Here is a 26073-nt window from a genome sequence, read left to right as displayed (position 1 = left end):
AGTATGCCCCGGGGAGTTGACATCCGTAGAAGCTGCATCTACTACTGGTGGAGAATTTTCTACGAACGTAGGAGTTGATGGGCTTGACGGTCGACACCGCACCCGCATCCGCGCCCGCTTCCGACGTCGGCCCGGGGCCCAGGCGCCGGTGGCTGCGCCGCACCCTGGCCACCCTGGGCGGCCTGCTCGCCGTGCTGGTCGCCGCGGCGCTGTTCACCGCCTACGCGTGGCAGCCCTCGGCGACCGCCTACGCCTCGCCCTACCTGGCGCGGATCGACTCCCACTACGCCGACACCCCCCTGGCCCGCTTCCACTACACGAAGACCGGCCGCGGCGCGCCGGTGGTGCTGGTCGCCGGCGGCGGGCAGTGGCTCTACTCCTACCGGGACACCGTCCCCGCGCTGGTCGCCGACCGCACCGTCTACGCCGTCGACCTGCCCGGCCAGGGCTACACCACCCTCAAGAAGGACGGTTTCCGCTACGACCTGGACGCCATGGCCGGAGCCCTGGGAACGTTCATGGACGCCGTCGGCCTGCGCAGGGCCTCCGTGGTCGGGCACTCCTGGGGCGGCAGCTGGTCGCTGTACTTCGCCGAGCGTCACCCGGAGCGCGTCGACCGGCTGGTGCTGATGGGCTCCACCGGCCTGGACGTGCCCTCCAGCTGGGACTGGAGGCCGTTGGAGTTCCCCGTGGCCGGCGAGTTGATGGGCAAGCTGATGCGCAGGAGCGACGCCGCCCGCACCCTGCGCAAGGCGTTCGCGAATCCCGGGCGGGTCACCGACGAGGTCGTCGCCGAGGACTGGGCTCCGATGAGCCGGTCGGCCAACCGCGAGGCCCTGTGGGCCTCGCAGCGCAACCTCGACTACTCCGTCACGCAGCGCCTCATGGGCAGGGTGGCCGCGCCGACCCTGGTGTTGTGGGGTGGCGAGGACCGGTTCGACAAGCCGTGGCAGGCCGCCGCGATGGCCGGGCGGATCCCCGGGGCCACCTCCCGGGTGCTGCCCGGCTGCGGGCACAACGTCCACGAGGACTGCCCGGCGCAGGCCAACCCCGTCATCGCCGGATTCCTCAACGGCGCCTGAGCCCGCGTCGACCGGCGCGTTCCTCGCCCTGCGGGACCGCCGTCGAGCGATACAGTCCCCATGCGTCACATTGCGGACGAACCATTTCCTGGAATGCAATGTTGTACGGGCGTCAGGCTGAGCAGTCCGTCATCGCTGAGCTGCTGGAAGGCCGGTGCGGCGCTCTCATCGTGCGCGGCGAGGCGGGCATCGGCAAGTCGGTCCTGCTGGAGTCCTGCGCGGCGCGCGTGCGGGCGCGGGTGCTGCGGGTGATCGGGGTCGAGTCCGAGGCCGACCTGCCTTTCGCGGCCCTGCATCTGCTGCTCCGCCCGGTCCTCGGGCACGTCGAGGCGTTGCCGCCGCAGCAGGCCGAGGCGTTGCGCGGCGCGCTCGGCCTCGGCGGCGTCACCCCGGGCGACCGGTTCTTCGTCGGGCTGGCGACGCTCAGCCTGCTGGTGGAGCTGTCGGCGGCGGGCCCGGTGGTCTGCCTGGTCGACGATGCCCAGTGGCTGGACGGCGAGTCGGCCGACGCGCTGCTGTTCGCCGCGCGCCGCTGCACGAGGACGAGCTCAAGGAACTGCTGCGGCTCAACTTCGGCACCGACTACGGCATGCGCGACGTCAGGTGGAAGTCCCGCTTCCACAGCGACGAGCGCCAGGCGCCCTCCTACCGGGTGGGCCGGGTCTTCCTCGCGGGCGACGCGGCGCACGTTCACTCCCCGGCCGGCGCCATGGGCATGAACACCGGACTGCAGGACGCCGCCAACCTCGGCTGGAAGCTGGTCGCGGTGCTGCGCGACGGCGCCGATGACGCGCTGCTGGACACCTATCGGACGGAACGGCACGCGGTGGGCAGGCTGGTGCTGCGCATGAGCGGCACGATGGTCCGCGCCGCGATCCTGCGCCACCGGTCCCTCCGCCTCCTCCGCACCGTGGCGGGCACGATGGTCAGCCACCTGCGTCCGGTGGCCGACCGGGCCGCGCTCATGATCTCCGGCATCGGCATCGGCATCAGGTACCGGGCCGGACGCGGCGCGCACCCGCTCACCGGCCGTCGCGCCCCCGACACCGAACTCGCCGAGGGGCGCCAGTACGAACTGCTGCGCGGCGGCCGGTTCGTCCTCATCGTCCCGGAAGGCACCGCGGTCCCCGATCTGCCAGACCGCATCGTCCTCGCTCACCGGACCGACGACCACCAGACCATCGCCCTCGTCCGGCCCGACGGCTACTACGCCTGGGCGGGCAAGGCCCCGGGCGACACCGCCGCGCTGCGCGACGCGCTCACCACCTGGGCGGGCCGCCTCGACCTCGAAGAGTCGAGGTAGACGGCGAAAAGAACGATCATGACCTCACCACCGCGGCCCGGCCGGATCCCGGGGGCGACCGGCCTGACCAGCGTGTCGGCGAAGCCTTCCGGTGGACGGCCGGCTTCGCTCTCATCGCCCTCATCCCCGCATGGCCACTGCCCCGCTCACCGCACGACGGCTCCCTGCGCCCATGAATCACAGGGCCGCGGCCCTCCACTGGTGCCGGCCGTCGTGATCGGGCTCATCAGATCGTGCGCCGCAGCGCGGTCTCCACGGCGTCGATCAGCGGATCGCCGTCGGTCCGCGGGTGCCGCGCGAGACCGAGCTCGACGTCCGGCAGGACGGGAAGGGCGTCCGGGTCGTGGCAGGCCATGGCCGGTTCGAGGTTCGCGGGCATGAGCGCCGCGACGCCGAGCCCGGCCCGCAGCGCGGCGAGCACGCCGACCAGGCTGTTGCTCTCGAACGCCACCCGCCAGCGCCGGCCGGTGCGTTCCAGCGTCTCCAGCACCGACGTGCGCCAGGTGCACGGGTTCGAGAACAGCACCACCGGCAGCGGGTCGGCGGCCACGTCCACCCCCTGGCCGACCGCCCAGACCAGCGGGCGGCGCACCGTCCAGCGCGGCGGCCCGGGAACGTCCTGCGCCTCGTCGAACACGAGCTGGACGCGGCCCGCGTCGTAGGCCCGCCGCATCTCGGCGTTGGGGAGGCAGAACACCTCCAGCGTCGCGCCGGGGTGCAGCCGGGCGAGGTCGGCGAGGGCCTGCGGAAGCTGGGACGCGGCGAGGTCCTCCAGCAGCCCGACGCCGCAGTGGCCGGTGAGCACGCGCCCGGTTTCGGTGAGCGCCTGGGTGGAGAGCGAGAGGATGCGTTCGGCGTACGGCAGGAGTTCCTCGCCCGCCCGGGTCGGCGAGACGCCGGACGGCGACCGGTGGAGCAGCGGACGGCCGACGGTGCCCTCCAGCTTGCGCAACTGCTGGCTGAGCGCGGGCTGGGTGTGCCCGAGCGCGGTCGCGGCGCGGCTGATGCTCCCCGCCCGCACGGCGGTGACGAACGACCGCAGCAACGCGATCTCAAGATCCCTGGCCATAAGCAACCATTATGGCAGCTCCAACGAAACAACCACTTCCTATGGCGGAACGGACGATCTAGCGTCACCCGGGTGACCGGATACCGACAGGTGCTCGCCGTGCCGGGGCTGGCGTCGCTGCTGGGCGTCTCGCTGCTCGCCCGCACCGCGATCACCGCCGACGTGATGGCGCTGACGATGTACGTCGTGCTCGGCCTCGGCATGAGCTACACGGCGGCGGGCGGCGTCGCGGCGGCGCTGACCGCCGGGGTGGCGCTGGGCGGGCCGCTGCTCGGCGGCATGATCGACCGGCGGGGCCTGCGCGCCGTGCTGCTGGTGACCATCGGCGCGCAGGTCGTGTTCTGGCTGAGCGTGCCGGCCCTGCCGTACGGGCTCCTGCTGGGCGCCGCCTTCGCCGCGGGGCTGCTGATGGTGCCGGCCCAGCCGGTGACCAGGCAGGCGATCGCCGCGATGACGACGGCGGGGCAGCGCCGGGCCGCGTTCGCGCTGGAGTCGGTGCAGGGCGAGCTGTCGTACATCGTGGGCCCGGCGATCGTGATCCTGTGCGCGGCGAACCTGTCCCCCGGCGTGGTGGCGTGGGGGGTCGGCGCCGCGATCGTGGTCGGCGGGGCCGGGATCGCCCTGCTCGACCCGCCGCTGCGCGCCGCGGACGAGGCCGGGGCCGGCGCGGCCGGGCGGCCCCCGCGCCGGGAGTGGCTGGGCTCCGGCATGATCGCCGTACTGACGATGGCGTTCGGCACCACGATGCTGCTCGGCGGCATCGACCTCGCCATCGTCGCCGCGCTCGAGGAGGCGGGCCAGGTGTCCTGGGCCGCCGCGGTCGTGACCGTGCTCGGCGTGACCTCCGTCATCGGGGGGCTGGTCTACGGCGCGCTGTCCCGGTCGCTGCCCACGTGGCTGCTGCTCGGCCTGCTCGGGCTCCTGACGGTCCCCGCCGGGCTCGCCCACGACTGGCGCTGGCTGTGCGTGGCCGTCGTCGGCTCCGGGCTGCTCACCGCGCCGACCCTCTCCACGCTGGCCGACGCGGTGAGCCGGCTGGCCCCGGCGAGCGTGCGGGGCGAGGCGACGGGGTTGCAGTCCTCGGCGCTGAGCGCGGGTTTCGCGCTCGGGGCCCCGGTCGCCGGGATCGCGATCGACGCCTCCGCTCCGGCGGGCGGCTTCGCGGCGGCCGGGCTGGCCGGGGTCGCCGCCGCGCTGACCGGACTCCTGCTGTCCCGCCGCTCCCCCGCCCGGACGCGGTCCCCGCTCGGCGGGCCCGGCCTCGCGGGGGCGCCGGGCCCGGAGCCGCGCGGGGCCGACGCCCGCCCCGGGGTCAGCCCGTGACCGGACCGAAGGCCTTACGGGTGTCGATCACCTCGCCGAACAGCTCCCAGCGCTCGCCCTTGAAGCGCATCATCTGCATCGACTCGATCGGGAAGCCGTCGTCGGGGCCGGTCTGCAGGGTCACGCCGGGCAGCAGCATCGGCACCTGCACGTTGTTCAGGCCGCGCATCGCGTCCCGCAGGCCCTCGCGGGTCGGGCACTTGGCGGCCTCCATCGTCTTGTGGAAGCTGGTCGCCGCCGCCCAGCCGAACGCGTGGTAGGGCACCGCCGGGTCGGCGCCCGGCGCGTACTGCTTCATCTTGGCCCGGTAGAGCTTCATCTCCGCGTCGTCGTCCCACTGCGGGTCGTTGGGGTCCTTGTAGTAGTTGGCGGAGACCACGCCCTGGACGTTCCCGAAGCCGACCGGCCGCAGGGTGGTGATCGAGGCGGCGACGTTGTTGACGATGTGCAGCGGGTTCCAGCCGGTGAGCTTGGCGTCGGCGGCCAGGGCCTGGGAGCCGAACTTCGGGGTGGTGATGTTCAGGAACACGTCGGCGCGGGAGGTGGCCAGGTTCCGCATCTGGGGTTCGACGCTGGGGTCGGAGACCTCGTAGCTCTGCTCCTTGACGATGCTGACGCGGGTGCCCTCGACGGCCTTCCGGAAGCCGTTGAGGAGGTCCTTGCCGAAGTCGTCGTTCTGGTAGAGGACCGCGACCTTGGCGGCGGGGCGTTCGGTCTTGAGGTACTGGGCGTAGACGCGGCCCTCGGAGACGTAGTTGGGCTGCCAGCCGATCGTCCAGGGGTGCCCGGTGTCGCTGCCCCACTTGGACGCGCCGGTCGCCACGAAGATCTGCGGGACCTTGCGCTGGTTGGCGTAGTCCCAGGTCGCCGTGGTGGAGGGGGTGCCGAGGGTCTGGAACAGCGCGAAGACGCGTTCCTGCTCGACCAGGCGGCGGGCCTCCTCCACGGCCTTGGGCGGCTGGTAGCCGTCGTCGCGGACCGTGAACTCGACCTTCCGGCCCGCGACGCCGCCCTTCTCGCCGTTGACGTAGTCGAAGTACGCCTTGATCCCCTTGGGGATGTCGCCGTAGGCCGAGGCCGGGCCGGACAGCGGGTAGATCCCGCCGAGTTTGATCGTCTTGTCGGTGATGCCGGTGGTCTGCTGGCCCTCGCACGCGCCGGTGGCGGTGGTGGAGCCGTCGTCCCCGCCGCGCCCGCCGCACGCGGCCGTCGTCGCGAGCAGCACGGCCGCCGCCGCGCCGCCGATCGCCGTCACACGCATGCCCTCATCCCTTCCGAAGGGTCCTGCCGAACGAATGCGCGGCGCGCCGCACGAGCCCGGCCAGGCCGGTCGGGGCCACGTACATCACCACGATGATCAACAAGCCGAAGATGACGCCGGGCGCCGCCTTGTTGACGTCCTGCGACAGGCTCGGCACGAACATCACGAACAGCCCGCCGAGCAGCGGGCCCCACGTCGCGCCCAGACCGCCGATCACCAGGCCCGCCAGCAGGGTGATCGACAGGTTGACGGTGAAGGAGTCCGGCGAGACGAACCCGATCACCCAGGTGTAGAGGCAGCCCGCCGCGCCCGCGAACATCGCGCTCCAGGCGAACGCCATCCGCTTGTGGAACGCCAGCCGCACGCCCATCACCTCGGCGGCGGTCTCGTTGTCGCGGACGGCGTGCAGCGCCCGGCCGACGCGCGAGCGCAGCAGGCTGTGGTTGACGGCCAGCGCCAGCAGCGCCGTCGCCAGGGTGAGGAAGTACAGCCACTGGTCCTCGGCCAGGCCGCTCCAGGCCGGGGGCCGCGGCTTGGCGAGGGTCAGCCCCATCGACCCGCCGGTCACCGACTCGAACCGTTTCAGCAGCGGCACCAGGAAGATCGCGATGGCGAGGGTGACCAGCGCCAGGTACAGCCCGTGCAGCCGGGTCGCCGGGACGCCCAGCGCCAGCCCGATCGCGAACGCGACCGCCGCCGCCACCGGCAGCGTCACCGGGTAGGGCCACCCGCCGTGGAACATCATGACCGCCGTGCCGTACGCGCCGACCGCGAAGAACGCCCCGTGCCCCAGCGAGATCTGACCGCCGTGCCCGACCAGCAGGTTCAGCCCGATCAGCGCCACCGTGTAGACCAGCACCATCGTGAGCTGGAAGACCCGGAACGGCACCAGCTGGAACGGCGCGGCGCAGACCGCCAGCAGCGCGACCGCCAGCAGCAGGCCCCGCCAGCGCGCCCGGACCGCCGGGACGGGGCCGCGCCGCCCGGTGCCGCGTCGTTCGGCCATGACCGTGCCTCCGCTCATGCCCGTTCCACCGCCGCCCGGCCGAACAGCCCCTGCGGGCGCAGCAGCAGCACGCCCAGGATGATCGCCAGCGGGACGCCGACCTTCAGGTCGGAGCCGACGAAGTCCAGATAGGCCCCGGAGAGCGTCTCGGCCACGCCGACGACCAGCCCGCCGACCACCGCGCCGGCCGGGCTGTCGAACCCGCCGAGGGTCGCCGCGGCGAACGCGTAGATCAGGACGCCGCCCATCATGTTGGGCTCCAGGAACAGCAGCGGCGCGACCAGCACGCCCGACACCGCGCCGACCGTGGCGGCCAGGCCCCAGCCGAGGGCGAGGGTCCAGCCGACGCGGATGCCGACCAGCCGCGCCGACTCGGGGCCGCTCGCCACCGCCCGCATCCCCAGGCCGATCTTGGTGTGCCGGAACAGCAGGTACAGCAGGCCCATGACGGCGGCGACCACGCCCATGACGCCGAGCGTGGAGTAGGCGACGCCCACTCCCCCGGCCTCCAGCGCCCCGCGCGGGAACGGGTTGGGAAAGTCCTTGATCAGGAACGACCAGATCCAGCCGGCCGCCGCGTTGACCAGGATGAACAGCCCCACGGTGACGATCACGACGGTGAGTTCGGGCGCGCCCTCCACGGGCCGGATGACCACCCGTTCGATGAGCATCCCGCCCGCGAACGCCACCGCCAGCGTCAGCACCAGGGCCAGCCAGAACGGCACCCCGGCGTGCGTGAACTGCCAGGCGATGTAGGTGGCGAACATGGCCAGCTCGCCCTGCGCGAAGTTCACGATCCCGGTGAACCGGTAGATCAGGACCAGGGCCAGCGCCAGGCTGGCGTAGATCGCGCCCGCGCCGAGGCCCTCGACGACCTGCTGCAGGAATCCGGCCATGGCTAGATCCGGTATCCCAGGTAGGACTGGGCGACCTGCTCGTCGGCCCGGATGTCGGCGGCCGAGCCCGACAGCGCGATCCGGCCGGTCTCCAGCACGTGCGCCTGCCCGGCGACGTCCAGCGCCAGATGGGCGTTCTGTTCCACGACGACCACGGTGGTGCGTTCCTCCCGGTTGATCGAGGCGACGATGCCGAACAGCTCCCGGGTGACCATCGGGGCCAGTCCGAGCGACGGCTCGTCCAGCAGCAGCAGCCGGGGGCGCAGCATCAGCGCCCGGCCGATGGCGAGCATCTGCTGCTCGCCGCCGGACAGGCTGCCCGCCTGCTGGCGGAGCCGTTTCCTCAGCGCGGGGAAGTAGCCGTACACGCGTTCCAGGTCGTCGCGGACGGCCGCGCGGTCGCGGCGCGTGTAGGCCCCGACCCGCAGGTTCTCCTCGACCGTCAGCGGCATGAACGTGCCGCGCCCCTCGGGGACGTGCGCCACGCCGAGGCGCGCCACCGCGTCGGGGGAACGCCCGGACAGCGGCACCCCGTCCAGCCGGACCGCCCCGCGCACGCGGACCATCCCGCACAGCGCCCGCAGCAGCGTGGTCTTGCCCGCGCCGTTCGGGCCGAGGATCGCGCAGATCTCGCCCTGCCCCACCGACAGCCCGACGCCGTGCAGCACCCGGACGTCGCCGTACCCGGCGTGCAGGTCCTCGACCTTGAGAAACGCCTCGTCCTTCGCGTTCATGCGGCCGTCCCCAGGTAGGCCTCGATGACGGCGGGGTCGCGCTGGACCTCCTCGGGCGGCCCCTCGGCGATCTTGCGGCCGAAGTCCAGGCAGACGACCCGGTCGCAGGTCCCCATCACGAACCCCATGTGGTGCTCCACGACGACCACGGTCAGCGACAGCTCCTCGCGGAGGGCGCGCAGCGTGTCGGCGAACGCGTCGACCTCGCCGTGGCTGAGGCCGTTGACCGGCTCGTCCAGCAGCAGCAGGCGGGGGCGTCCGGCCAGGGCGCGGGCCAGCTCGACGCGTTTCAGCGTGCCGAACGGCAGCCCCGCCGCCGGGTGGTCGGCGACGGCGGCCAGGTCCAGGCGGGCCAGGACCGCGTCGGCCTCCTCGCGCAACCGGGCCTCCTCGCGGCGCACCCGCGGCAGCCGCAGCGCGGCGGTGAGGAACCCGGCGCGGCCGTGGTGGTGCGCGCCGACCATGACGTTCTCGCGCACCGACATGCGCGGGAACAGGCCGAGGTTCTGGAAGGTGCGGCCGATGCCGAGCCCGGCGATCGCGTGCGGCGGCTCGGCGAGCAGGCCGCGGCCCTCGTAGCGGACCTCGCCGCCGTCGGCGCGGTGGCGGCGGGTCAGGCAGTTGAACAGCGTGGTCTTGCCCGCGCCGTTGGGGCCGATCAGCCCGACCATCGCGCAGCGCGCCACGGTGAAGCCGACCCCGTCCAGGGCCGTGATGCCGCCGAACCGGACGGTGAGCTCGTGGACCTCCAGCATCCGGCCTCCTGCGCGGGGTGGTGGCGGTGGTGCGCCAGCGTAGGTTCCGCCTCCGGGCCGCACATTGGGCGCTGTCACCCAAGATGGGAACGGCGAGTTGTCCGCCGAGCACAGCGCCGGTCCCGAAGTTGTCACGACACGTTGACGGCCCCGCGGGCGCCATGGATGATCCGCACATGTCCGGTGGTGACGGCACGGGAACGTTCACCGGGACGGACGCTGTCCGGACCGAGCGCACGCGTATCCTCACCGAGCTGCTCGGCCGCGTGGACGAACTGGCCGACCGCGCGGTCGCGGCCATCCGCGCGGAGATCCCCGCCTACGACGCGCAGGGCCCCGCGTTCCACGCCGACGTGCGCGAACAGGTGCTGCGCCACTACCGCAACAAGCTGGCGGCGTTCCTGGAGGAGCGCGAGGTCACCGTCGACGACATCGCCTTCACCCGGCGCGCGTCGATGCGCCGCGCGCGGGCCGGGTTCGCGCTGGCCGACTACATCAACGCCTACCGGGTCGGCCAGCAGGTGTTCTGGGACGCGATCGTCGAGCGCGCGGGCGGCACCGACGTCGGCAACGTGGCCGCGCTGTCGCTGGCGTCGGCGCTGATGCGCTACATCGACTTCGTCAGCACGCACGCGGCCAACACCTACGTGGAGTACCAGCGGCAGGCCGCCGCCGAGGTGGCGCGGGAGAGCCGCGACCTGCTGGAGACGCTGCTGGCGGGCGCTCTCCCGGCGGGCGGCCCGCAGCTGGCCACCGCGCACGCGCACGGGCTGGGGCCCGACCCCCGCGCCCCGCTGGTGGTGGTGGCGGCCGTGCTGGTCGGTCCCGACGCCGGGCCCGGCCGGGACGCCGCGACCGGCGCGGACGCCTGGCACGAGGCGGGCACGGCGATCGGGCACCTGGTGGTGAACGGGCGGCGCCCGCTGACGGTGCTGCGCGACTCGGAGATCGTCGCGGTGGCCGCGCTGGGGCCCGGCGGCGACCCCGGGCGGCTGTGCGACCGGCTCCAGGAGGTGCGCGACCGGCTGCTGGGCGAGGGCGTCGCGCTGGCGGTGGGCGTCAGCACCGTCGTGCCGGGGATGGCGGACGTCCCCCGCGCGCACCGGGAGGCGCGGACCGCGCTGGAGTTCCTGCCCGAGGAGGGCGGGGTGGCGGCGCTGCCGCGGATGCGGCCGTTCGAGTACCTGGCGCTGCGGGCCGACGGCACCGCCCGGCGGCTGGTCGACCCGTCGGTGGCGGGGCTGCTGGCCGAGGACCGGGCGCGCGGCGGGGTGCTGACCGCGACGATCCGCGCGTTCGCCGCCGCCGACCTGAACCTGCGGGCGGCGGCCGAGCGGCTCCAGATCCACCACAACACCGCCCAGTACCGGCTGCGCCGCGTCCAGGAGCGGACCGGCCGGAACCCGCGGCACATCGCCGACCTGGTGGACCTGCTGGTCGCGATCGCGCTCCAGGACGCCGCGCCGCGGCGCACCAATCCGGCGCGGAAAGACTGGTCTCCGTGACCAATGAGAACGGTGGGACCTCCGCCGTAGCGTCGGGTCATGAACCTGGCTGACCGGCTGCGGACCGCCGCCGAACGGCTCGGCGGGCGGACGGTCCTCACCCTGGACCGCACCGACCTCGCCTACCGGGCGCTGGACCTCTGGAGCGCCCGGGTCGCGGCGCTGCTGCGGCGGCGCGGGATCGGGCCCGGCGACCGGGTCGCGGTCATGCTGCCGAACGTCCCCGAGTTCGCGGTCGTGTACTACGGGGCGCTGCGGGCCGGGGCGATCGTCGTCCCGCTGGACCCGCTGCTGAAGCGGCGGGAGATCGCGGCGTTCCTCGGCGACTGCGCGGCCCGGCTGGTGGTCGCCTGGCACGCGTGCGCCGAGGCCGTGGAGTCGGGCACGGCCGGGACCCGCACCGACTACCTGTTCGTGGTGCCCGGGGAGTTCCACCGGCTGCTGCGCGAGGAGCGGCCCGACCGCGCCGTCGCCCCGGCGGCGGCCGGGGACACCGCCGTGATCCTCTACAGCGCGGGGACGACCGGGCGGCCCCGGGGCATCGAGCTGACCCACGGCAACCTGGGGTCCAACGCTGCGGCGGTGGCGCGGGTGCAGGCGCTCGGCGTGGACGACGTGCTGCTGGGGGCGCTGCCGCTGTACCACGCGTTCGGGCTGACCTGCACGCTGAACGCCGCCGTCCACGCCGGGGCCCGGCTGACCCTGATGCCGCGGTTCGAGCCCGAACGCGCCCTGGAGGTGATCCGGCGGGACGGGGTGACGGTGTTCCAGGGGGTGCCGTCGATGTACATCGCGCTGCTGGACCTGCCGGGCGCGGCCGACCTGTCGCTGCTGCGGGTCTGCGTGAGCGGCGGCGCGCCGCTGCCGCTGGACGTGCTGCGCGCCTACCGGACGCGGTTCGGTTGCGTGATCTTCGAGGGGTACGGGCTGAGCGAGACCTCGCCGGTGGCGGCGTCCAACCGGGGCGGCGCGGGGCACCGGCCCGGCTCGATCGGACGGCCCGTGCCCGGCGTGGCGATGCGGGTGGTGGACGAGCGGGGGCGGGAGGCGCCGCCCGGCGAGATCGGCGAGATCGCCGTGCGCGGGCCCAACGTGATGAAGGGCTACTGGAACGACCCCGAGGGCACCGCCGAGGCGGTCCGCGACGGTTGGTTCCACACCGGCGACCTGGGCCGGGTCGACGCCGACGGCTTCTTCTTCCTGGTCGGCCGCCGCCGCGAAGTGATCATCCGCGGCGGGTACACGGTGTACCCGCGCGAGGTGGAGGAGGTCCTGTACGAGCACCCGGCGGTGCGCCAGGCCGCCGTCGTGGGCGTTCCGCACCCCGAACTGGGCGAGGAGGTCGCCGCCGTGGTGGCGGTGCGCGCGCGGGTCCCGCCGGAGGAGCTGCGGGACTTCGTCCGCGAGCGCGTGGCCGCCTACAAGTTCCCCCGGCTGGTCCGGCTCGTGGACGAGCTGCCGACCGGCCCCACCGGAAAGATCATCAAACGCGCGTTGCGGCTGCCGGCCGCTCCGGCCGCCGTTCCCCCCACCCCGAGGAGGTGACGGCCGTGCGCCGTCGACGACCGGTGACCCTGACCGTCCTGACCGCCCTGTGCGCGGCGGTCCTGACCGCTCCGGCCGAGGCCGCGTCCGCCCAGAGCGGGCGGGTCCCCGACGACCAGCCGCTGCCCGGCTACACGATCAGCAACCCGCCGCTGCCCCCGGCCCTGGTGGACGGGCGCCCCACCCGCGTCCACCAGGGCGTCCGGGGGCACGCCGCCTACATCATCGAGGTGCCGCCGAACTGGAACGGGCGGCTCATGATGTGGGCGCACGGCTACCGCGGCGACACCCGCGTGCTGACGGTGGACCCCCCGGCGTACGGGCTACGGCAGAGGGTGCTCGACCAGGGGTACGCCTGGGCCGCCTCGTCCTACTACGCCAACGACTACGACGTGCGCGCCGGGGTGCTCAGCACCCGCACGCTGGCACGGCACTTCGCGCGCCGGGTCGGGGAGCCGCGCCGCACGTTCCTGGCCGGGGTGTCGATGGGCGGGCACATCGCGGCGCGGTCGATCGAGGAGTTCCCCGGCTTCTACGACGGGGCGATGCCGATGTGCGGGGCGGTCGGCGACCACGCGCTGTTCGACTTCTTCCTGGACTTCCACGTCGTCGCGCAGGACCTGGCGGACCTGCGCGCCTACCCGCCGCCGCCCGGCTACCAGACCGCGGTCGTCCCCCGGATCAAGCAGCGGCTCGGCCTCACCGCCCTGACGCCGGGCGGGCCGGACACCACCACCAAGCTCGGCGACCAGTTCCGCTCCATCGTGATCAACCGCAGCGGCGGGCCGCGCCCGGCGGACCGGGCGGCGTTCGCGTACTGGCAGAACTACCTGTTCGGCCTGGCCGGTCCCCCGACCGACGGGTCCCTGGCGCAGAACCCGGACCGCGTCGCGACGAACGTCCGCACGTTCTACACCCCGACCACGCCGGTCGATGTCAACCGGACCGTCCAGCGCGTCCGCCCCGCCGACCCGGCCAGCCGCCACACCCGCCGCCTCACGCAGGTCCCGTCCGTCTCGGGCCGCCTGACGGCGCCCGTCCTGTCCCTGCACAACATCGGGGACGTGTTCGTGCCGTTCTCGATGGAGCAGCACTACCGCGCCGACGCCGACCGCCACCGCCGGGGCCACCTGCTGGTGCAACGGGCGATCCGCGCCCTCGGCCACTGCGAGTTCAGCCCGGCCGAGGCGGGCCGGGCCTGGGACGACCTGGTCCGCTGGGAACGCGGCGGCCCCCGCCCCGAAGGCGACGACGTACGGAACCCGCGGAAGGTCGCCGCCCCCACCTACGGCTGCCGCTTCACCGACCCGACGGCCCACACCACAGGAACCCGCCGCTTCTACACCCCCTGCCCCACCGGCTGACCACCCCGAGGAGTGCCGTTCGCGCCGTCCTAGCGGCGGACGGCGCGGAGGAGGACGAATTTCGGGTTGGAGGCCACCGTCGTGCAGTTGCCGAAGATCCGGCGGAGTTTCACGTGGTAGCCGAGATGGCGGTTGCCGATCACCCAGAGTTCGCCGCCCCGGTCCAGGGTGCGGCGGGCTCCGGTGAACATCTGCCAGGCCGTCGCGTCGGTGGTGGCCTGGTGGGAGTGGAACGGAGGGTTGTTCAGCACGAGGTCGGCCGAGCGGGGTTCCGCGTCGGTCAGGGCGTTGGCGGCGCGGAACCCCGCCCGGTTGGTCGCGTTGGCGCGGAAGGTCTCCTCGGCGGAGGCGACGGCCTGGTAGGACTCGTCGACGAAGAGGAGTTCCGCGTCGGGGTGCAGGAGGGCCGCCGCCGTGCCGACCACTCCGTTGCCGCAGCCCAGGTCGATGATGCGGCGAAAGTCCCCCTGCGGGAGGTGCTGGAGGAGGAAGCGGGTGCCGATGTCGAGGTGGTCGGCGGAGAAGATGCCCGCGTGGTTGACGACGGGGCGGCCCGCGGCGGCGCCGGCGTCGGGGGGCAGGTCGTAGCGCAGCGGCCACGGGCTGGGGACGCGGGGCAGCGACAGGTCGGGCTCGCAGAGGATCAGGCGGGCCTTGCGCACGGCCAGCGAGGTGCGGGTCGGGCCGAGGATCGTCTCGAAGAGGGTCAGGGTCGAGGTGTGGATCTCCTTGACCATGCCGGTGCCGACGATCACCGTGCCCGCGTGCACGGCGGGCGCGAGGCGGCGGAGCTGGTCCTCCAGCAGCGACAGGCTCTTGGGGACGCGGACCAGCAGCGTGTCGATCCGGTCGGGCGGGGCGTCGCGCGTGGTCAGGAGCGTGACGGGCGGGCGGCCGTTGCGTTCCAGGTTCTCGGCGGTGGCGGTGCGGCCCAGGAACGAGTCGGTGATCTGGACGGGGCCGTGCCCGGCCAGGGCCGTGGTCAGCGCGCCCCACCGGTCGCCGAGCACGACCAGCGTGCCCGAGGGGTCCCAGCCGGTCTCGGCCAGGTGGCGCAGCAGGTACTCGTCGGCGGCGTCCCAGGCCCGCAGCCCGGAACGCTCGTCGTGCGGGTGGCGGACGAGCTCGAACCCACCCCACGGCGTCCCCAGATGTTCCATGGTCCGCCCAGGTTACCGGCCCGTTCCCGGCTGTCAGGGTCCGGCCGCCCGCGGTGTCTTGCCGGGAGATCGGAAAGCGCTTACGTTCGTCTCGTCCGGGGCTCGGAGGCGGTGGGTTGGGCGAGTTCGGTCTGGACGTGCGCGTCCTTGGTGATCTGGCCGTCCGCGCGGGCGGGCGGCCGGTCCGGCTGCCCGGTCCCGGGGCGCGGGCGCTGTTCGGGGCGCTGCTGCTCACGCCCGGTGAGGTCGTCGGCGAGGAACGGCTGCTGGACCTGGCCTGGGGCGAGGAGCGGGGCACCCGCCGGGCGCTCCAGTGCGCCGTGCACCGGCTGCGCACCTGGTTGCAGGGGTTCGCCGGAACGCAGTGCGGGCTGGAGCACAGCGGTTCGGGCTACCGGCTGACGGTGGTGGGCGGCGCCGTCGATCTGGTGCGGTTCCGGGAGGGGCTGCGGGCGGGCCAGGCCGCCGACGATCCCGAGGAACGGATGCGGCTGCTGGCGGGGGCGCTCGGCGAGTGGCAGGGACCGGTCCTGGGCGGGCGCCCCGGGTCGCTGGCGGCCGATCCGGCGGTGCGGGCCCTGGAGCACGAACGGGTCCTCTGCGCGGCGGCCCTCGCCGACGTGGCGCTGAACCTCGGGCGCGCCTCCGAGGCGGTGCCGCCGGTGAGCGCGGCGTCGCTGGCCGCGCCCTACGACGAGCCGTTGCAGGCGCGGCTGGTGCGGCTGCTGGCGGCGTGCGGGCGGCACGCCGAGGCGGTGCTCCAGGTGGAGCGGGTGCGGCAGCGGCTGGCCGACGACCTGGGGATCGCGCCGTCGCCGGAGCTGCGGGCCGCGCACGCCGCGGCGCTTCCGGGGGAACGGTCCGCGCCGCCCCGGCAGGTGCCGCCGGACGTGTGCGACTTCACCGGGCGGGGCGCGGAGGTCGCGGCGATCGGCGGGCCGCTGCTGGCCGAGCAGGACCGGCGGGGGCCGCTGGTGTTCGGGATCGCGGGGGCGCCCGGGGTCGGCAAGTCGGCGCTGGCGGTGCACGTGGCGCACCGGATGGCGGCGCTGTTCCCCGACGGGCAGCTCTACGCGGAGCTGCGGGCGGACGGCGCGCCGGTGGATCCGGCCGAGGTGCTGCGGCGGTTCCTGCGCGACCTGGGGGAGGCCGGGCTTCCGGCGACCCTGGAGGAGCGGGCCGCGCTGTTCCGGTCGCGGACGGCCGGGCGCCGGGTGCTGGTGGTGCTGGACGGCGCGGTGACGGCCGGGCAGGTGCGGCCGCTGGTGCCGGGGGCCGCGGGCTGTGCCGTGCTGGTCACCGGGCGGGCGTGCCTGGCGGGGCTGACGGGGGTGCGGCTGGTGCGGCTGGGGCCGTTGGCCGAGGACGACGGGGTCCGGCTGCTGGGGCTGGTCGGGGGTGTCGCGCCGGGGCCGGAGGCCGTCGAGGTCGTGCGGCTGTGCGGGGGGCTGCCGCTGGCGTTGCGGGCCGCCGGGATGCGGCTGGCGTTGCGGCCGGGGCTGGGGGCGGCGGGGCTCGCGGCGGCGCTGCGCGATCCGCGACGGCGGCTCGGCGGCCTGGCCGTGCCCGGTCTGGCGGTGCGCAACGCGCTGGCCGCCGCCTACCGCGAGCTGCCCGAACGCGAACGGTCGCTGTTCCGCTCCCTGGCGGCGCTGCCGGACGGGTTCACCGCCGGCGAGGCCGTCGTGGCGGTGGACGGCGACCCCGACGCCGTGGTGGAGGGGCTGGAGTCCCTGGTGGACGCGTGCCTGCTGGAGGTCCCGGGCGAGGACGGCGTCTACCGGGCCGCCGCGCTGGTCCGGTTGTACGCCGCCGAGGCCGCCCGGATCTTCTGAGAGCGGTTCGCGAGCGGGCCGAAAGCGGGGCTCGGTCAAGATGCAGCAGTGATCGCAGACAGCGGCCCCGGGCCGCGCCCGGAGGGCACCGCGGCGCCGGTGTCCCTCCGCTTCGATCCGCCGGAGCCGCACGAGGGCGTGCCCGTCGTCCGGGCGGTGCCCGCGGGCCCGCGCGAGGGACGCCCTGGTGCGGGACCTCTCCGGAGAGGTGACCGGAATCGCCGGTATCACCGAGCCGTCGTCGCCGGAGACCCCGGCGGGCAAGGAGGAACAGCCGTGTCCGACGTCCTCACCCGAGACCCCCTGCTGACCACCCTGTCGATGGTCGACGGGCACCACGTCGAGCCGCAGCCGCCGGCCGACGAGCGGCTCCAGCCGCTCGCCTACCTCTACTCCGAGTGGGACGGCTCGCTGGCCGCCCCGCAGCCGGGCGACTACGACGAGGAGTCGCAGACCTGGTCGTTCCCCGACGGCATGCCGACCGCCGGGATCGCCACCTACACCAACACCAGTTGCTACATGGGGTCGGACCGCTGCCGCGACGACACGTGCGCCTGAGGACGGGAGCGCGGTGACCGACCCCACCGTCCTGGTCGTCACCCAGGACTTCGACCCGACCGTCGATCCGGTCATCCAGGCCCTCGGGGAGCGGGGCGCGCAGGTCGTGCGGGTGGACCTGAGCTACTTCCCGCGCCGGATGTCGTTCACGACCTCCGACTTCCGGGGGGAGCGGCGGCAGCTGCGGCACCGCGACCGCGTCGTCGACCTCGACGCGCTGTCGGCGGTGTGGTACCGCCGCCCGACCGGGTTCGACTTCGGTCCGGAGATGGGCGAGCCGGAACGCCAGTTCGCCCGCAAGGAGGCCATGCAGGCGATCGGCGGCATCATGCGCGCCACCGGCTGCCTGTGGGTCAACCGGCCCGACGTCGACGCGATCGGCGATCTGAAGCCCTACCAGCTCCAGCTGGCCAAGCGCCTGGGGTTCCGGGTCCCGAGGACGCTGCTCACCAACGACCCGGCGGAGGTGCGGGAGCTGCTGGAGGCCGGGGGCGAGCCGATCGTCTACAAGTCGCAGACCGGCGGGGTGATCCACTATCCGGGGGCGTTCCCGGGCGGGCTGCTCACCACGGTGGTCGGTGACGAGATCCACGAGCACCTCGACCGCGTGGGCCACACGATGTGCATGTTCCAGGAGTACGTCGAGAAGGCCTACGAGGTCCGGCTGACCGTCATCGGGAACACCTACTTCCCGGTGGTGATCAACTCGCAGGAGATGGACACGACGAAGGTCGACTGGCGGGGCGAGGCGGGCGAGCACTCCGTCCTGCCCTACGGCGACTACCGGCCGCTGCCCGACGACGTGGTCAAGAAGACCCAGGCCCTGCTGTCGGAGCTGAACGCCGTGTACGCCGCGGTCGACTTCATCGTCACCCCCGAGGGCGAGCACATCTTCCTGGAGGTGAACCCGGCCGGGCAGTTCATGTGGATGAAGTACGACCTGGACCTCCCCCTGCACGAGCACATGGCCGACCTGCTGGTGCGGGGCGGGCCGTTCGCGCGGGGCGAGGTGACCCAGGTCGGCTACTGAGATGCCGGCGCTCCTGGTCGGGTGTCAGGCGGCCGTCGCGGTCGCCTTCGCGGGCTCGGCGCTCGCGAAGGTGGCCGGGCGCGCCGCCTACGCCGACTTCCGGCGCTGGCTCGCGCGGACCGTCCGGGTCCCCGCGTGGGCCGCGCCCCTGGCGGTGGCCGCGGAGGCGGGCACGGCGGTGGCCGTGCTGGTCCCCGCGACCGCCGCGTTCGGGTTCGGGGCGGCGCTGGCGCTGCTGGCGGTGTTCACCGCGGCGCTGGCGTCGATGATCCGGCGGCGGGTGCGGGTGCCGTGCCGGTGCTTCGGCGCGGGCCGGCGTCCGCCGGGGCCGGTGCAGGTGGCCCGGAACGGCGCGCTGGCGCTGGTGGCGGCCGTCGGCGGCGTGTCGGCGGCGGCCGGGGCGGAGATCGTGTGGACGGCGGCGGCGGTGGCGCCGCCGGTGGCGGCCGGGGCGGCGCTGGGCCTGCTGCTGGCCGAGCTGGAGGAGATCGTGGAGCTGGCGCGATGACCGTGCTGCTGAGCGTGGTGTGCCTGGTCAACACCCTGTTGCTGCTGGCGGTGATCCGGCGGCTGAACGAGCAGAACCGGATGCTGCGCGAGGGCGTCCCGGCCGGTGGGCGCCCGCCGCAGGGCTGGCCGCCGCCGATGGCGGTGGAAGCCGGGCAGAGGATCGGGGCGTTCCGGGTGGCCTCGCTGGACGGGGAGGTCGTCGCCAGCGACGAGCTGGAGGGCGAGGTGCTGGTCGGGTTCCTGGCCCCGGGGTGCCAGGCGTGCGACGCCAGCCTGCCGGGGTTCGTGGAGCGCGCCAAGGCGACGCCGGGCGGGCGTGACCGGGTGCTGGCGGTCGTGATGGGCGACGGGGCGGCGGCGGCCGAGGTCCACGAGCGGCTCGCGCCCGTCGCGCGGGTGCTGGCCGAGAACGAGGAGCAGGGGCCGCTGGCGACGGCGTTCGGGGTGGGCGCGCTGCCCGCGTTCGCCGTGCTGTCGGGCTCCACGCTGGTCGCCTCGCACTCGCTGGTCGACAGGCTGGAGACCCCGGCGACATGATCGCCGCGCTGGAGCTGGCGTGGGCGTCGGGCCGGGCGCGGCTGCTGCTGCGGATGGCCCTGGCGGTGCTGGGCAGCGCCGTTCCGGTGGCGGCGGCGTGGCTGACCAAGGACGTGCTGGACCGGGTCGCGGCGGACCGCCCGGTGCTGGCGTCGGCGCTGCTGCTGGCGGTGGCGGGCGGGGCGGCGGCGCTGGTCCCCCAGGTGATCCAGTACGTCGAGGCGGAGGCGCAGCGCGCGGTGGACCTGACCGCGCGGGAACGCCTGTACGGGGCGCTGGCGCGGATGCCGGGGCTGCGCCGCCTGGAGGACCCGAGGTTCCACGACCGGTTGTCGCTGGCGGCCGAGACCGGGCCGACCGGGCCGTCGGAGGTGGTCGGCGGCGCGCTGGGGGCGGCGCAGGGGCTGCTGATGCTGGGCGGTTTCGTGGGGACGCTGGTGGTCCTGAACGCCTGGATGCTCGTCCCGGTGCTGCTGGCCGGGGCGGTGGCGCTGCACGGGCAGTTCCGGCTGGGCCGGTTCCGGGCGCGGCTGCACGGCGGCCTCGGGCACGCGCTGCGCCGCGAGTTCTTCTACGCGCAGTTGCTGACCAGCCTCAGCGCGGCCAAGGAGGTGCGGCTGTTCGGGCTGGGCGGGCTGTTCGGGGCGCGGATGCTGACGGAGCTGCGGTGGAGCAACGCCCAGCGCCGCCGCATGGACCGCCGGGAGCTGCTGGTGCAGGCCGGGCACGGGCTGCTGGGCTCGGTGGTGGCCGGGGCGGGCCTGGTGTGGGCGGTGGGCGCGGCCCGCGCGGGGCGGCTGACGGTCGGCGACGTGTCGATGTTCGTCGCGGCGGTCGCGGGCGTGCAGGCGGGCCTGACGGTGATGGTGTCGAGCCTCGGCCGCACCCAGGAGGCGCTGCTGCTGTTCGGCCACTACCGGCACGTGGTGACGGCCGGGCCCGACCTGCCCGCGGTGGCGGAGGGGGAGGTCCCGCCGCTGCGGCACGGGATCGAGCTGCGGGACGTGTGGTTCCGGTACGGCGAGGACCTGCCGTGGGTGCTGCGCGGCGTGAACCTGACGATCCCGGCGGGCGCGGCGACCGCGCTGGTCGGCCCGAACGGCGGCGGCAAGAGCACGCTGGTGAAGCTGCTGTGCCGCTTCTACGACCCGACGCGCGGCGCGATCCTGTGGGACGGGACCGACCTGCGGGAGCTGCCGGTGGCGGGGCTGCGCCGCCGCATCGGCACGGTGTTCCAGGACTTCATGGCCTACGAGCTGAGCGCCGCCGAGAACATCGCGGTCGGCGACCCCGACGCCCGCGAGGACCGGGCGCGGATCGTCGCGGCGGCCCGCCGGGCGGGCTGCGATCGGGCGCTGGCGGCGCTGCCGTGGGGGTACGACACGGTGCTGTCGCGGGCGTTCGAGTCGGCGGAGCAGGACGACCCGGGTTCGGGGGTGCTGCTGTCGGGCGGCCAGTGGCAGCGGGTGGCGCTGGCGCGGGCGCTGCTGCGCGACCGCGCCGACCTGCTGATCCTCGACGAGCCGAGCTCCGGCCTGGACGCGGAGGCGGAGGCGGAGGTGCACCGGGGGCTGCGCGAGCACCGCGCGGGCCGCACCAGCCTGCTGGTCTCGCACCGGCTGAGCACGGTCCGCGACGCCGACGCGATCGTGGCGCTGGAGGAGGGCGCGGTCGCCGAGCGCGGCACCCACGACGCCCTGCTGCGGGCCGGTGGCCTGTACGCGCGGCTGTTCACGCTCCAGGCCACCGGCTACCGCGACTAGCGGGCGGGCAGGACCGTGCCGGTGACCTCGCCGAAGCCGAGGCGGGTGCCGTTCGCGCCCGGCGCCACGGCGGTGATGGTCACCTCGTCGCCGTCCTCCAGGAACGTCCGGACCGAGCCGTCGTCCAGCTTCAGCGGCTCCCTGCCGCCCCAGCTCAGCTCCATCAGGCAGCCGCGCTGGTCCCTCTCGGGGCCGGAGACCGTGCCGGAGGCGTACAGGTCGCCGGTGCGGACCGACGCGCCGTTCACCGTCATGTGGGCGAGCATCTGCGCCGGGGTCCAGTACATGGTCGAGAACGGCGGGCGGGAGACGACCTGGTCGTTCACGCGGACCTCCAGGGACAGGTCCAGCGCCCAGTTGTCGGTGTCGGACAGGTAGGGCAGCAGGGTGTGGTCGCGCGGCGGCGGGGCGATGCGGGCCGCCTCCAGGGCCTCCAGCGGCACGATCCACGGGGAGACCGAGGTGGCGAACGACTTGCCGAGGAACGGCCCCAGCGGCACGTACTCCCAGGCCTGGAGGTCGCGCGAGGACCAGTCGTTGACCAGGCAGACGCCGAAGACGTGGTCGGGGAAGGCGTCGATGGAGACCGGCTCGCCCAGCGCGGAGGGCGTGCCGACGACGAAGCCGACCTCGGCCTCGATGTCGAGGCGGCGGGACGGGCCGAACGTCGGGAACGTCTCGTCGGGGGCCTTGCGCTGGCCCCGCGGCCGGACGATCGGGGTGCCGGACGGGACGACGGTGCCGGAGCGGCCGTGGTAGCCGATCGGCAGGTGCTTCCAGTTGGGGGTGAGGGGGTCGGTGTTCGGGCGGAACATCCGGCCGATGTTGGAGGCGTGGTGCTCGCTGGCGTAGAAGTCCACGTAGTCGCCGACCTCGAACGGCAGGTGCGGCCGCACCTCGGCGAGGGGGCGCAGGTGCGGTTCGACGGCGGCGCGGTGGGCCTCGTCGGTGAGCAGCTCCACCAGGCGGGCGCGGACGGCGCTCCAGCGGTCGCGGCCCTGCGCCATGAACGCGTTGAGGGTCGGCGCGGCGAACGCCTCCGCGGCCGGGTCGGGGGCCAGGGCGGCGGCGAGGTCGAGCACGTGGTCGCCGATCCGCACGCCGCAGCGCGGGGCCTCCGAGCCGTGGGAGTACACGCCGTACGGCAGGTTGGTGATGCCGAACAGGGTGTCGGCGGGCAGGTCGAGCCAGGTCATCGGGTTCCGTTTCTCGTGATCAGGCCGAGGGCCAGCAGGTCGTCCACCGGGTCGGCGACGCTGCACGTGCCGAACGAGGCGAACGCGCCGCGCGCGGCGGCCAGGCGTTCGCCGGTCAGGTCGAACGCCGGGGAGCGGTCGGCGAGGATCGCGGCCAGGGCGGCGGGGGACGCGCCGTCCAGGGCGGCGCCGGTGGCCAGCAGCACGTTGAGGAAGCCGTGCTGCTCCAGGGATCCGTCGGTGCGCCGGACGGCGTGGTGGAGCCCGGCGGTGCACTTGAACGGCACGCCCCGCGCGACGGCGGCGTGGATGCTCCCGGCCAGCTCCTGTTCGGAGGGGTGGGCGTCGGGCACCAGGCCGCCGGTGCGGAACTTGGCGCGGTGGCGGGTGCCCGCCAGGGCGTCCAGGACGGTTTCGCGGCGGTCGTCGCGCGGCACCTCGACGTAGCCGAGGACCTGGTCGGTGAGGTGCTCGTCCAGGACGGCGAGCAGGTCCGCCAGCTCGGTGCCGGGCGGCACGGTGATCTCCACGGCGGCCAGCGACGCGTGCGGCAGGTCCGCGACGGCCTTCAGCGCCGGGGCGAGCGCGGCCGGTCCCTGCGGGACGGTGACGCTCAGCGCGATCGGGCGGCCGTCAAGGACGTCCGGCAGCTCGTGCAGGCGCGGCGCGGGGAACACCAGCGGGCCGACCAGCTCGGCGTACCAGGCGGCGTGGTGCCGGTGGTGCGCGGGCACGGCGTCGGGCAGCGGCATGTCGCCGGGCGGGAACAGCGCGGCGTCGTCCAGCAGCCCGGCCAGGGCCGGCAGGGGCAGCGGGCTCACCGGGGTCCCCGTCCCGCCCAGGTCCAGGCGTAGCGGTCGTCCTCGGCGGCCTGGCCGCCCTCGCCGATCTCCAGCGGCCGGAACGTGTCGACCATGACGGCCAGCTCGTCGAAGAAGTCGACGCCGATGCTGCGCTCGTAGGCGCCCGGCTGCGGGCCGTGGGCGTGGCCGCCCGGGTGCAGGGAGATGGAGCCCTGGCCGATGCCCGACCCCTTGCGGGCCTCGTAGTTCCCGCCGCAGTAGAACATGACCTCGTCGGAGTCCACGTTCGAGTGGTAGTAGGGCACCGGGATCGACAGCGGGTGGTAGTCCACCTTGCGCGGCACGAAGTTGCAGACGACGAAGTTGTGGCCCTCGAACACCTGGTGGACGGGCGGCGGCTGGTGGACCCGGCCGGTGATCGGCTCGAAGTTCGCGATGTTGAAGGTGTAGGGGTACAGGCAGCCGTCCCAGCCGACCACGTCGAACGGATGGTGCGGGTACACGTACCGGGTGCCGACGATGCCGCCGCGGCCGCGGTGCTTGACGAGGACCTCGACGTCCTCGCCGTCGGCCAGCAGCGGCTCGGCGGGGCCGGTCAGGTCGCGTTCGCAGTAGGGCGCGTGCTCCAGGAACTGCCCGTACTTGGACAGGTAGCGCTTGGGCGGCGCGATGTGCGACTCGGCCTCGATGATGTAGACGCGCAGCGGCCGGTCGCCCTGCGGCACCCAGCGGTGGGTGGTGGCGCGCGGCAGGATCACGTAGTCGCCCTGCCCGACCCGCAGCTCGCCGAACACGGTCTCCACGACGCCCTCGCCGGACTCCACGTAGGCGCACTCGTCGCCGATGCCGTTGCGGTACAGCGGGGAGGCCTCCCCGGCGGCGACGTAGGAGATGCGCACGTCGGAGTTGCCGAGCAGCAGGCGGCGGCCGGTGACCGCGTCGCCGGCCTTCCACTCCTGCTCGGCGAACAGGTCGTGGGTCTTCAGGTGCCGGGGCTTCAGCGGGTGGTTGGGCACGGTGGCCAGGTCCGGCAGCTCCCACGGGGTCGCGTCCACGATCGCCGAGGGGATGTGCCGGTGGTACAGCAGCGAGGAGTCGCTGGAGAAGCCCTCCTCCCCCATCAGCTCCTCGAAGTACAGGCCGCCCTCGGGGGTGCGGTGCTGGGTGTGGCGCTTGGGCGGGACGTCACCGACGCGCTGGTAGAACGCCATCGTCGTCTCCCTTCCTGGCGGGTTCGGTCGGTTCGGGGTCACCGAGTGCGCGGCGCAGGGCCCGCACCAGTCGCGTGCGGTCCGGGTTCGGCAGGACCGCGGCGATGTGGGCGTCCGGACGGACCATCCAGATCTCCCCGGATCGTACGGCGAGGGTCGCGGCGAGCTCCCCGGTGGCGTCGATCTCGGAGATCCGGTGGGTCCGGACGGGAACGCCGCCGCTGTCGGCGGCCGTGACCGGGACGGGATCGCCGTCCCCGGCCACGAGCAGGAGGAACCCGTCGCGGGCGAGCTCGCGGAGCCGGGTCGCGCCGCCCGCCCGCACCGGGACGTCGGGCAGCAGGACGCCGGGGCCGGGCGGGGGCGTCGCGCCGCGCGGCGGGCGGCCCGCGAACGGGCGGTCCGGGTCGGGGGTGGTCAGCGGCGAGTCGGCGTACCAGAACGGCTCGTACAGCCGTCCCGAGTCGACCAGCGCGCGGGCGTCCGGGTCGTCGGCGGCGCGGGCGAGCACGTCGCGGCGGTGCCGCCGCTGCTCGTCGGTGTGCGGCACCAGGAAGTCCATGGTGGCGGTGGTGACGGCGAGGTTCTCCAGGGCGGCGGCGTGGCGTTCGGCGTGGTAGGACTCCAGCAGCCCCTCCCCCGCCCGGCCGTCGAGGACGAACGCGAGCTTCCAGGCGGCGTTCTCGGCGTCGGCGACGCCGGAGTTGAGGCCGCGCGCCCCGAAGGGGGCCATCAGGTGCGCGCAGTCGCCCGCCAGCAGCACCCGCCCGACGCGCATCCGGGACGCCACCCGCGACTGGAACCGGTACACCGACCGCCACACCACCTCGTGGGGGCGGTCGCCGACGATGGCGCGGACGCGGGCGTCGAGCGCGCCGCTCGCCTCCTCGGCGGCCAGGTCGAAGTCGGCGGGGACCTGCCAGTCGACGCGGTAGGTGCCGTCCGGGCAGGGATGGATGAGGACCTGGCGGCCGGGGTTCCAGGCGGGGTCGAAGTAGAAGCGGCGCTCGGTGGCCCAGCCCGGCAGGTCGGCGCGGATGTCGCAGATGAGGAAGCGGTCGTCGAAGGAGTGCCCGGTGAACTCCACGCCGAGCGCCTCCCGCAGCGGCCCGCCGTGCGCCCCGGCGCAGAGGACGGCGTAGGGGGCGCGCAGGGAGCGGCCGCCGTCGCAGGTGACGGTGACGCCGTCGGCGTCCTGGTCGAGGCCGGTGACCCGGTGGTCCCAGCGGACGTCGATCAGGGGCGAGGCGGCGACGCGCTCGTCGAGGATCTGCTCGGTGCGCGCCTGCGACAGGTTCACGAACGGCGGGAACGCCGAGCGGCCCCGCCCGCCGAGGGTGAGGGCGAACAGCTCGCGGTCGCGGTGGAAGGTGCGGGCGGTCGTCCAGGTGACGCCCTCGGCGGCGATCCGGCGGCCCGCGCCGACGCTGTCCCACACGTCCAGCACGTCGCGCTGCTGGCAGATGGACCGGGAGCCGGTCAGGTCGCGGGCGGGGCGGGCGTCCAGCAGCGCGACCGGGACGCCCCGGCGGGCGAGCAGCAGCGCGGTGGTCTGCCCGACCGGCCCGTTGCCGATCACCACGACGCCGACGCCGCCGGCGGCCCCGTCCACGGGCATGGCCTGCGC

23 protein-coding genes and 1 pseudogene are annotated in these 26073 nt (G+C 74.5%); 13 read left to right on the top strand and 11 right to left on the bottom strand.

Going from position 1 to position 26073, the window contains the following annotated elements; all coding sequences use genetic code 11:
* The first annotated feature begins 83 nt into the window (after positions 1-83).
* The 3 genes and pseudogenes from HNR61_RS33140 to HNR61_RS49515 all read left to right on the top strand — a co-directional run bounded on the left by HNR61_RS33140 (position 84) and on the right by HNR61_RS49515 (position 2385).
* Positions 84-1082 (top strand): alpha/beta fold hydrolase, encoded by a 999-nt coding sequence (locus HNR61_RS33140; RefSeq protein WP_182847076.1) that lies wholly within the window; start codon positions 84-86, stop codon positions 1080-1082.
* 98 nt (positions 1083-1180) lie between these two features.
* A pseudogene (locus HNR61_RS48510) lies at positions 1181-1603 on the top strand (ATP-binding protein); the annotation flags it as partial.
* Complete coding sequence (locus HNR61_RS49515; protein WP_312898217.1) at positions 1567-2385, top strand: FAD-dependent monooxygenase; 819 nt, start codon at positions 1567-1569, stop codon at positions 2383-2385. The pseudogene HNR61_RS48510 and the gene HNR61_RS49515, both read left to right, overlap by 37 nt.
* Positions 2386-2611: 226 nt before the next feature.
* On the opposite strand, the gene HNR61_RS33130 is transcribed toward HNR61_RS49515, so the two are convergent.
* A complete protein-coding gene (locus HNR61_RS33130; RefSeq protein WP_182847074.1) occupies positions 2612-3454 on the bottom strand; it encodes a LysR family transcriptional regulator in 843 nt (280 codons plus the stop codon).
* A 72-nt stretch (positions 3455-3526) separates the two neighbouring features.
* Between HNR61_RS33130 and HNR61_RS33125 the strand changes: the two genes are divergently transcribed.
* On the top strand, positions 3527-4777 hold the full coding sequence (locus HNR61_RS33125; protein WP_312898216.1) for an MFS transporter: 1251 nt from the start codon (positions 3527-3529) through the stop codon (positions 4775-4777).
* On the opposite strand, the gene HNR61_RS33120 is transcribed toward HNR61_RS33125, so the two are convergent.
* The 5 genes from HNR61_RS33120 to HNR61_RS33100 are packed head-to-tail and all read right to left on the bottom strand — an operon-like array spanning position 4767 to position 9429.
* Positions 4767-6038: an ABC transporter substrate-binding protein gene (locus tag HNR61_RS33120; protein ID WP_182847073.1), complete on the bottom strand. Its 1272-nt coding sequence runs from the start codon at positions 6036-6038 to the stop codon at positions 4767-4769. The two genes, HNR61_RS33125 and HNR61_RS33120, sit on opposite strands and share 11 nt — an antisense overlap.
* 4 nt (positions 6039-6042) lie before the next feature.
* Entirely contained in the window at positions 6043-7062 is a 1020-nt protein-coding gene (locus HNR61_RS33115; protein WP_246444148.1) for a branched-chain amino acid ABC transporter permease, read from the bottom strand.
* On the bottom strand, positions 7059-7940 hold the full coding sequence (locus tag HNR61_RS33110) for a branched-chain amino acid ABC transporter permease (RefSeq protein ID WP_182847072.1): 882 nt from the start codon (positions 7938-7940) through the stop codon (positions 7059-7061). The genes HNR61_RS33115 and HNR61_RS33110 overlap by 4 nt, the downstream gene beginning before the upstream one ends.
* 2 nt (positions 7941-7942) lie before the next feature.
* The gene (locus HNR61_RS33105; protein WP_182847071.1) at positions 7943-8674 is read right to left on the bottom strand and encodes an ABC transporter ATP-binding protein; all 732 of its coding nucleotides are present in this window, start codon (positions 8672-8674) and stop codon (positions 7943-7945) included.
* On the bottom strand, positions 8671-9429 hold the full coding sequence (locus HNR61_RS33100; protein WP_182847070.1) for an ABC transporter ATP-binding protein: 759 nt from the start codon (positions 9427-9429) through the stop codon (positions 8671-8673). The genes HNR61_RS33105 and HNR61_RS33100 overlap by 4 nt, the downstream gene beginning before the upstream one ends.
* A gap of 176 nt (positions 9430-9605) precedes the next feature.
* On the opposite strand from HNR61_RS33100, the gene HNR61_RS33095 reads away from it, so the two are divergent.
* The 3 genes from HNR61_RS33095 to HNR61_RS33085 are packed head-to-tail and all read left to right on the top strand — an operon-like array spanning position 9606 to position 13843.
* Positions 9606-10934 carry a PucR family transcriptional regulator gene (locus HNR61_RS33095; protein WP_182847069.1) on the top strand — a complete coding sequence of 443 codons (1329 nt, stop codon included), beginning with the start codon at positions 9606-9608 and terminating at the stop codon, positions 10932-10934.
* A gap of 39 nt (positions 10935-10973) precedes the next feature.
* Complete coding sequence (locus HNR61_RS33090; RefSeq protein ID WP_182847068.1) at positions 10974-12479, top strand: long-chain-fatty-acid--CoA ligase; 1506 nt, start codon at positions 10974-10976, stop codon at positions 12477-12479.
* A gap of 5 nt (positions 12480-12484) precedes the next feature.
* Positions 12485-13843: a DUF6351 family protein gene (locus tag HNR61_RS33085; RefSeq protein WP_182847067.1), complete on the top strand. Its 1359-nt coding sequence runs from the start codon at positions 12485-12487 to the stop codon at positions 13841-13843.
* Between the two features lie 29 nt (positions 13844-13872).
* On the opposite strand, the gene HNR61_RS33080 is transcribed toward HNR61_RS33085, so the two are convergent.
* Positions 13873-15003, bottom strand: coding sequence for a methyltransferase (locus HNR61_RS33080; RefSeq protein ID WP_220510063.1), 1131 nt, complete (start codon positions 15001-15003; stop codon positions 13873-13875).
* A gap of 116 nt (positions 15004-15119) precedes the next feature.
* Between HNR61_RS33080 and HNR61_RS33075 the strand changes: the two genes are divergently transcribed.
* From HNR61_RS33075 to HNR61_RS33050, 6 genes are all read left to right on the top strand, one after another.
* Positions 15120-16838 carry an AfsR/SARP family transcriptional regulator gene (locus HNR61_RS33075; RefSeq protein WP_182847066.1) on the top strand — a complete coding sequence of 573 codons (1719 nt, stop codon included), beginning with the start codon at positions 15120-15122 and terminating at the stop codon, positions 16836-16838.
* A gap of 276 nt (positions 16839-17114) precedes the next feature.
* Positions 17115-17396, top strand: a complete 282-nt coding sequence (locus HNR61_RS33070) for a hypothetical protein (RefSeq protein WP_182847065.1) — start codon at positions 17115-17117, stop codon at positions 17394-17396.
* A gap of 13 nt (positions 17397-17409) precedes the next feature.
* The gene (locus HNR61_RS33065) at positions 17410-18426 is read left to right on the top strand and encodes an MvdC/MvdD family ATP grasp protein (protein ID WP_182847064.1); all 1017 of its coding nucleotides are present in this window, start codon (positions 17410-17412) and stop codon (positions 18424-18426) included.
* 1 nt (position 18427) lies between these two features.
* On the top strand, positions 18428-18934 hold the full coding sequence (locus tag HNR61_RS33060) for a MauE/DoxX family redox-associated membrane protein (protein ID WP_182847063.1): 507 nt from the start codon (positions 18428-18430) through the stop codon (positions 18932-18934).
* Positions 18931-19473: a TlpA family protein disulfide reductase gene (locus HNR61_RS33055; protein ID WP_182847062.1), complete on the top strand. Its 543-nt coding sequence runs from the start codon at positions 18931-18933 to the stop codon at positions 19471-19473. Before HNR61_RS33060 ends, HNR61_RS33055 begins: the two co-directional genes overlap by 4 nt.
* Positions 19470-21236 carry an ABC transporter ATP-binding protein gene (locus tag HNR61_RS33050; RefSeq protein ID WP_182847061.1) on the top strand — a complete coding sequence of 589 codons (1767 nt, stop codon included), beginning with the start codon at positions 19470-19472 and terminating at the stop codon, positions 21234-21236. The genes HNR61_RS33055 and HNR61_RS33050 overlap by 4 nt, the downstream gene beginning before the upstream one ends.
* Here the strand turns inward: HNR61_RS33050 and fahA are convergent.
* The 4 genes from fahA to HNR61_RS33030 are packed head-to-tail and all read right to left on the bottom strand — an operon-like array spanning position 21233 to position 26064.
* Positions 21233-22432 (bottom strand): fumarylacetoacetase, encoded by a 1200-nt coding sequence (gene fahA / locus HNR61_RS33045; protein WP_182847060.1) that lies wholly within the window; start codon positions 22430-22432, stop codon positions 21233-21235. The two genes, HNR61_RS33050 and fahA, sit on opposite strands and share 4 nt — an antisense overlap.
* Entirely contained in the window at positions 22429-23253 is an 825-nt protein-coding gene (locus HNR61_RS33040) for a hypothetical protein (protein ID WP_312898215.1), read from the bottom strand. Before HNR61_RS33040 ends, fahA begins: the two co-directional genes overlap by 4 nt.
* Positions 23250-24446, bottom strand: a complete 1197-nt coding sequence (locus HNR61_RS33035; RefSeq protein WP_182847059.1) for a homogentisate 1,2-dioxygenase — start codon at positions 24444-24446, stop codon at positions 23250-23252. The genes HNR61_RS33040 and HNR61_RS33035 overlap by 4 nt, the downstream gene beginning before the upstream one ends.
* A complete protein-coding gene (locus tag HNR61_RS33030; protein ID WP_182847058.1) occupies positions 24421-26064 on the bottom strand; it encodes an FAD-dependent monooxygenase in 1644 nt (547 codons plus the stop codon). Before HNR61_RS33030 ends, HNR61_RS33035 begins: the two co-directional genes overlap by 26 nt.
* Between the last annotated feature and the right edge of the window lie 9 nt (positions 26065-26073).

Origin of the sequence: Actinomadura kijaniata (assembly GCF_014138665.1) — a bacterium.
GTDB lineage: Bacteria > Actinomycetota > Actinomycetes > Streptosporangiales > Streptosporangiaceae > Spirillospora > Spirillospora kijaniata.
The sequence above is the reverse complement of the archived record's forward strand: the minus strand, read 5'-3'. Positions and strand labels throughout refer to the sequence as shown.

Excerpts from the sequence above, each read along its gene's own strand:
- HNR61_RS33130 (WP_182847074.1), bottom strand. The coding sequence starts at position 3,454 with ATGGCCAGGGATCTTGAGATCGCGTTGCTGCGGTCGTTCGTCACCGCC.
- HNR61_RS33120 (WP_182847073.1), bottom strand. The coding sequence starts at position 6,038 with ATGCGTGTGACGGCGATCGGCGGCGCGGCGGCGGCCGTGCTGCTCGCG.
- HNR61_RS33115 (WP_246444148.1), bottom strand. The coding sequence starts at position 7,062 with ATGAGCGGAGGCACGGTCATGGCCGAACGACGCGGCACCGGGCGGCGC.
- HNR61_RS33110 (WP_182847072.1), bottom strand. The coding sequence starts at position 7,940 with ATGGCCGGATTCCTGCAGCAGGTCGTCGAGGGCCTCGGCGCGGGCGCG.
- HNR61_RS33105 (WP_182847071.1), bottom strand. The coding sequence starts at position 8,674 with ATGAACGCGAAGGACGAGGCGTTTCTCAAGGTCGAGGACCTGCACGCC.
- HNR61_RS33100 (WP_182847070.1), bottom strand. The coding sequence starts at position 9,429 with ATGCTGGAGGTCCACGAGCTCACCGTCCGGTTCGGCGGCATCACGGCC.
- HNR61_RS33095 (WP_182847069.1), top strand. The coding sequence starts at position 9,606 with ATGTCCGGTGGTGACGGCACGGGAACGTTCACCGGGACGGACGCTGTC.
- HNR61_RS33090 (WP_182847068.1), top strand. The coding sequence starts at position 10,974 with ATGAACCTGGCTGACCGGCTGCGGACCGCCGCCGAACGGCTCGGCGGG.
- HNR61_RS33080 (WP_220510063.1), bottom strand. The coding sequence starts at position 15,003 with ATGGAACATCTGGGGACGCCGTGGGGTGGGTTCGAGCTCGTCCGCCAC.
- HNR61_RS33060 (WP_182847063.1), top strand. The coding sequence starts at position 18,428 with ATGCCGGCGCTCCTGGTCGGGTGTCAGGCGGCCGTCGCGGTCGCCTTC.
- HNR61_RS33055 (WP_182847062.1), top strand. The coding sequence starts at position 18,931 with ATGACCGTGCTGCTGAGCGTGGTGTGCCTGGTCAACACCCTGTTGCTG.
- HNR61_RS33050 (WP_182847061.1), top strand. The coding sequence starts at position 19,470 with ATGATCGCCGCGCTGGAGCTGGCGTGGGCGTCGGGCCGGGCGCGGCTG.
- fahA (WP_182847060.1), bottom strand. The coding sequence starts at position 22,432 with ATGACCTGGCTCGACCTGCCCGCCGACACCCTGTTCGGCATCACCAAC.
- HNR61_RS33035 (WP_182847059.1), bottom strand. The coding sequence starts at position 24,446 with ATGGCGTTCTACCAGCGCGTCGGTGACGTCCCGCCCAAGCGCCACACC.
- HNR61_RS33030 (WP_182847058.1), bottom strand. The coding sequence starts at position 26,064 with ATGCCCGTGGACGGGGCCGCCGGCGGCGTCGGCGTCGTGGTGATCGGC.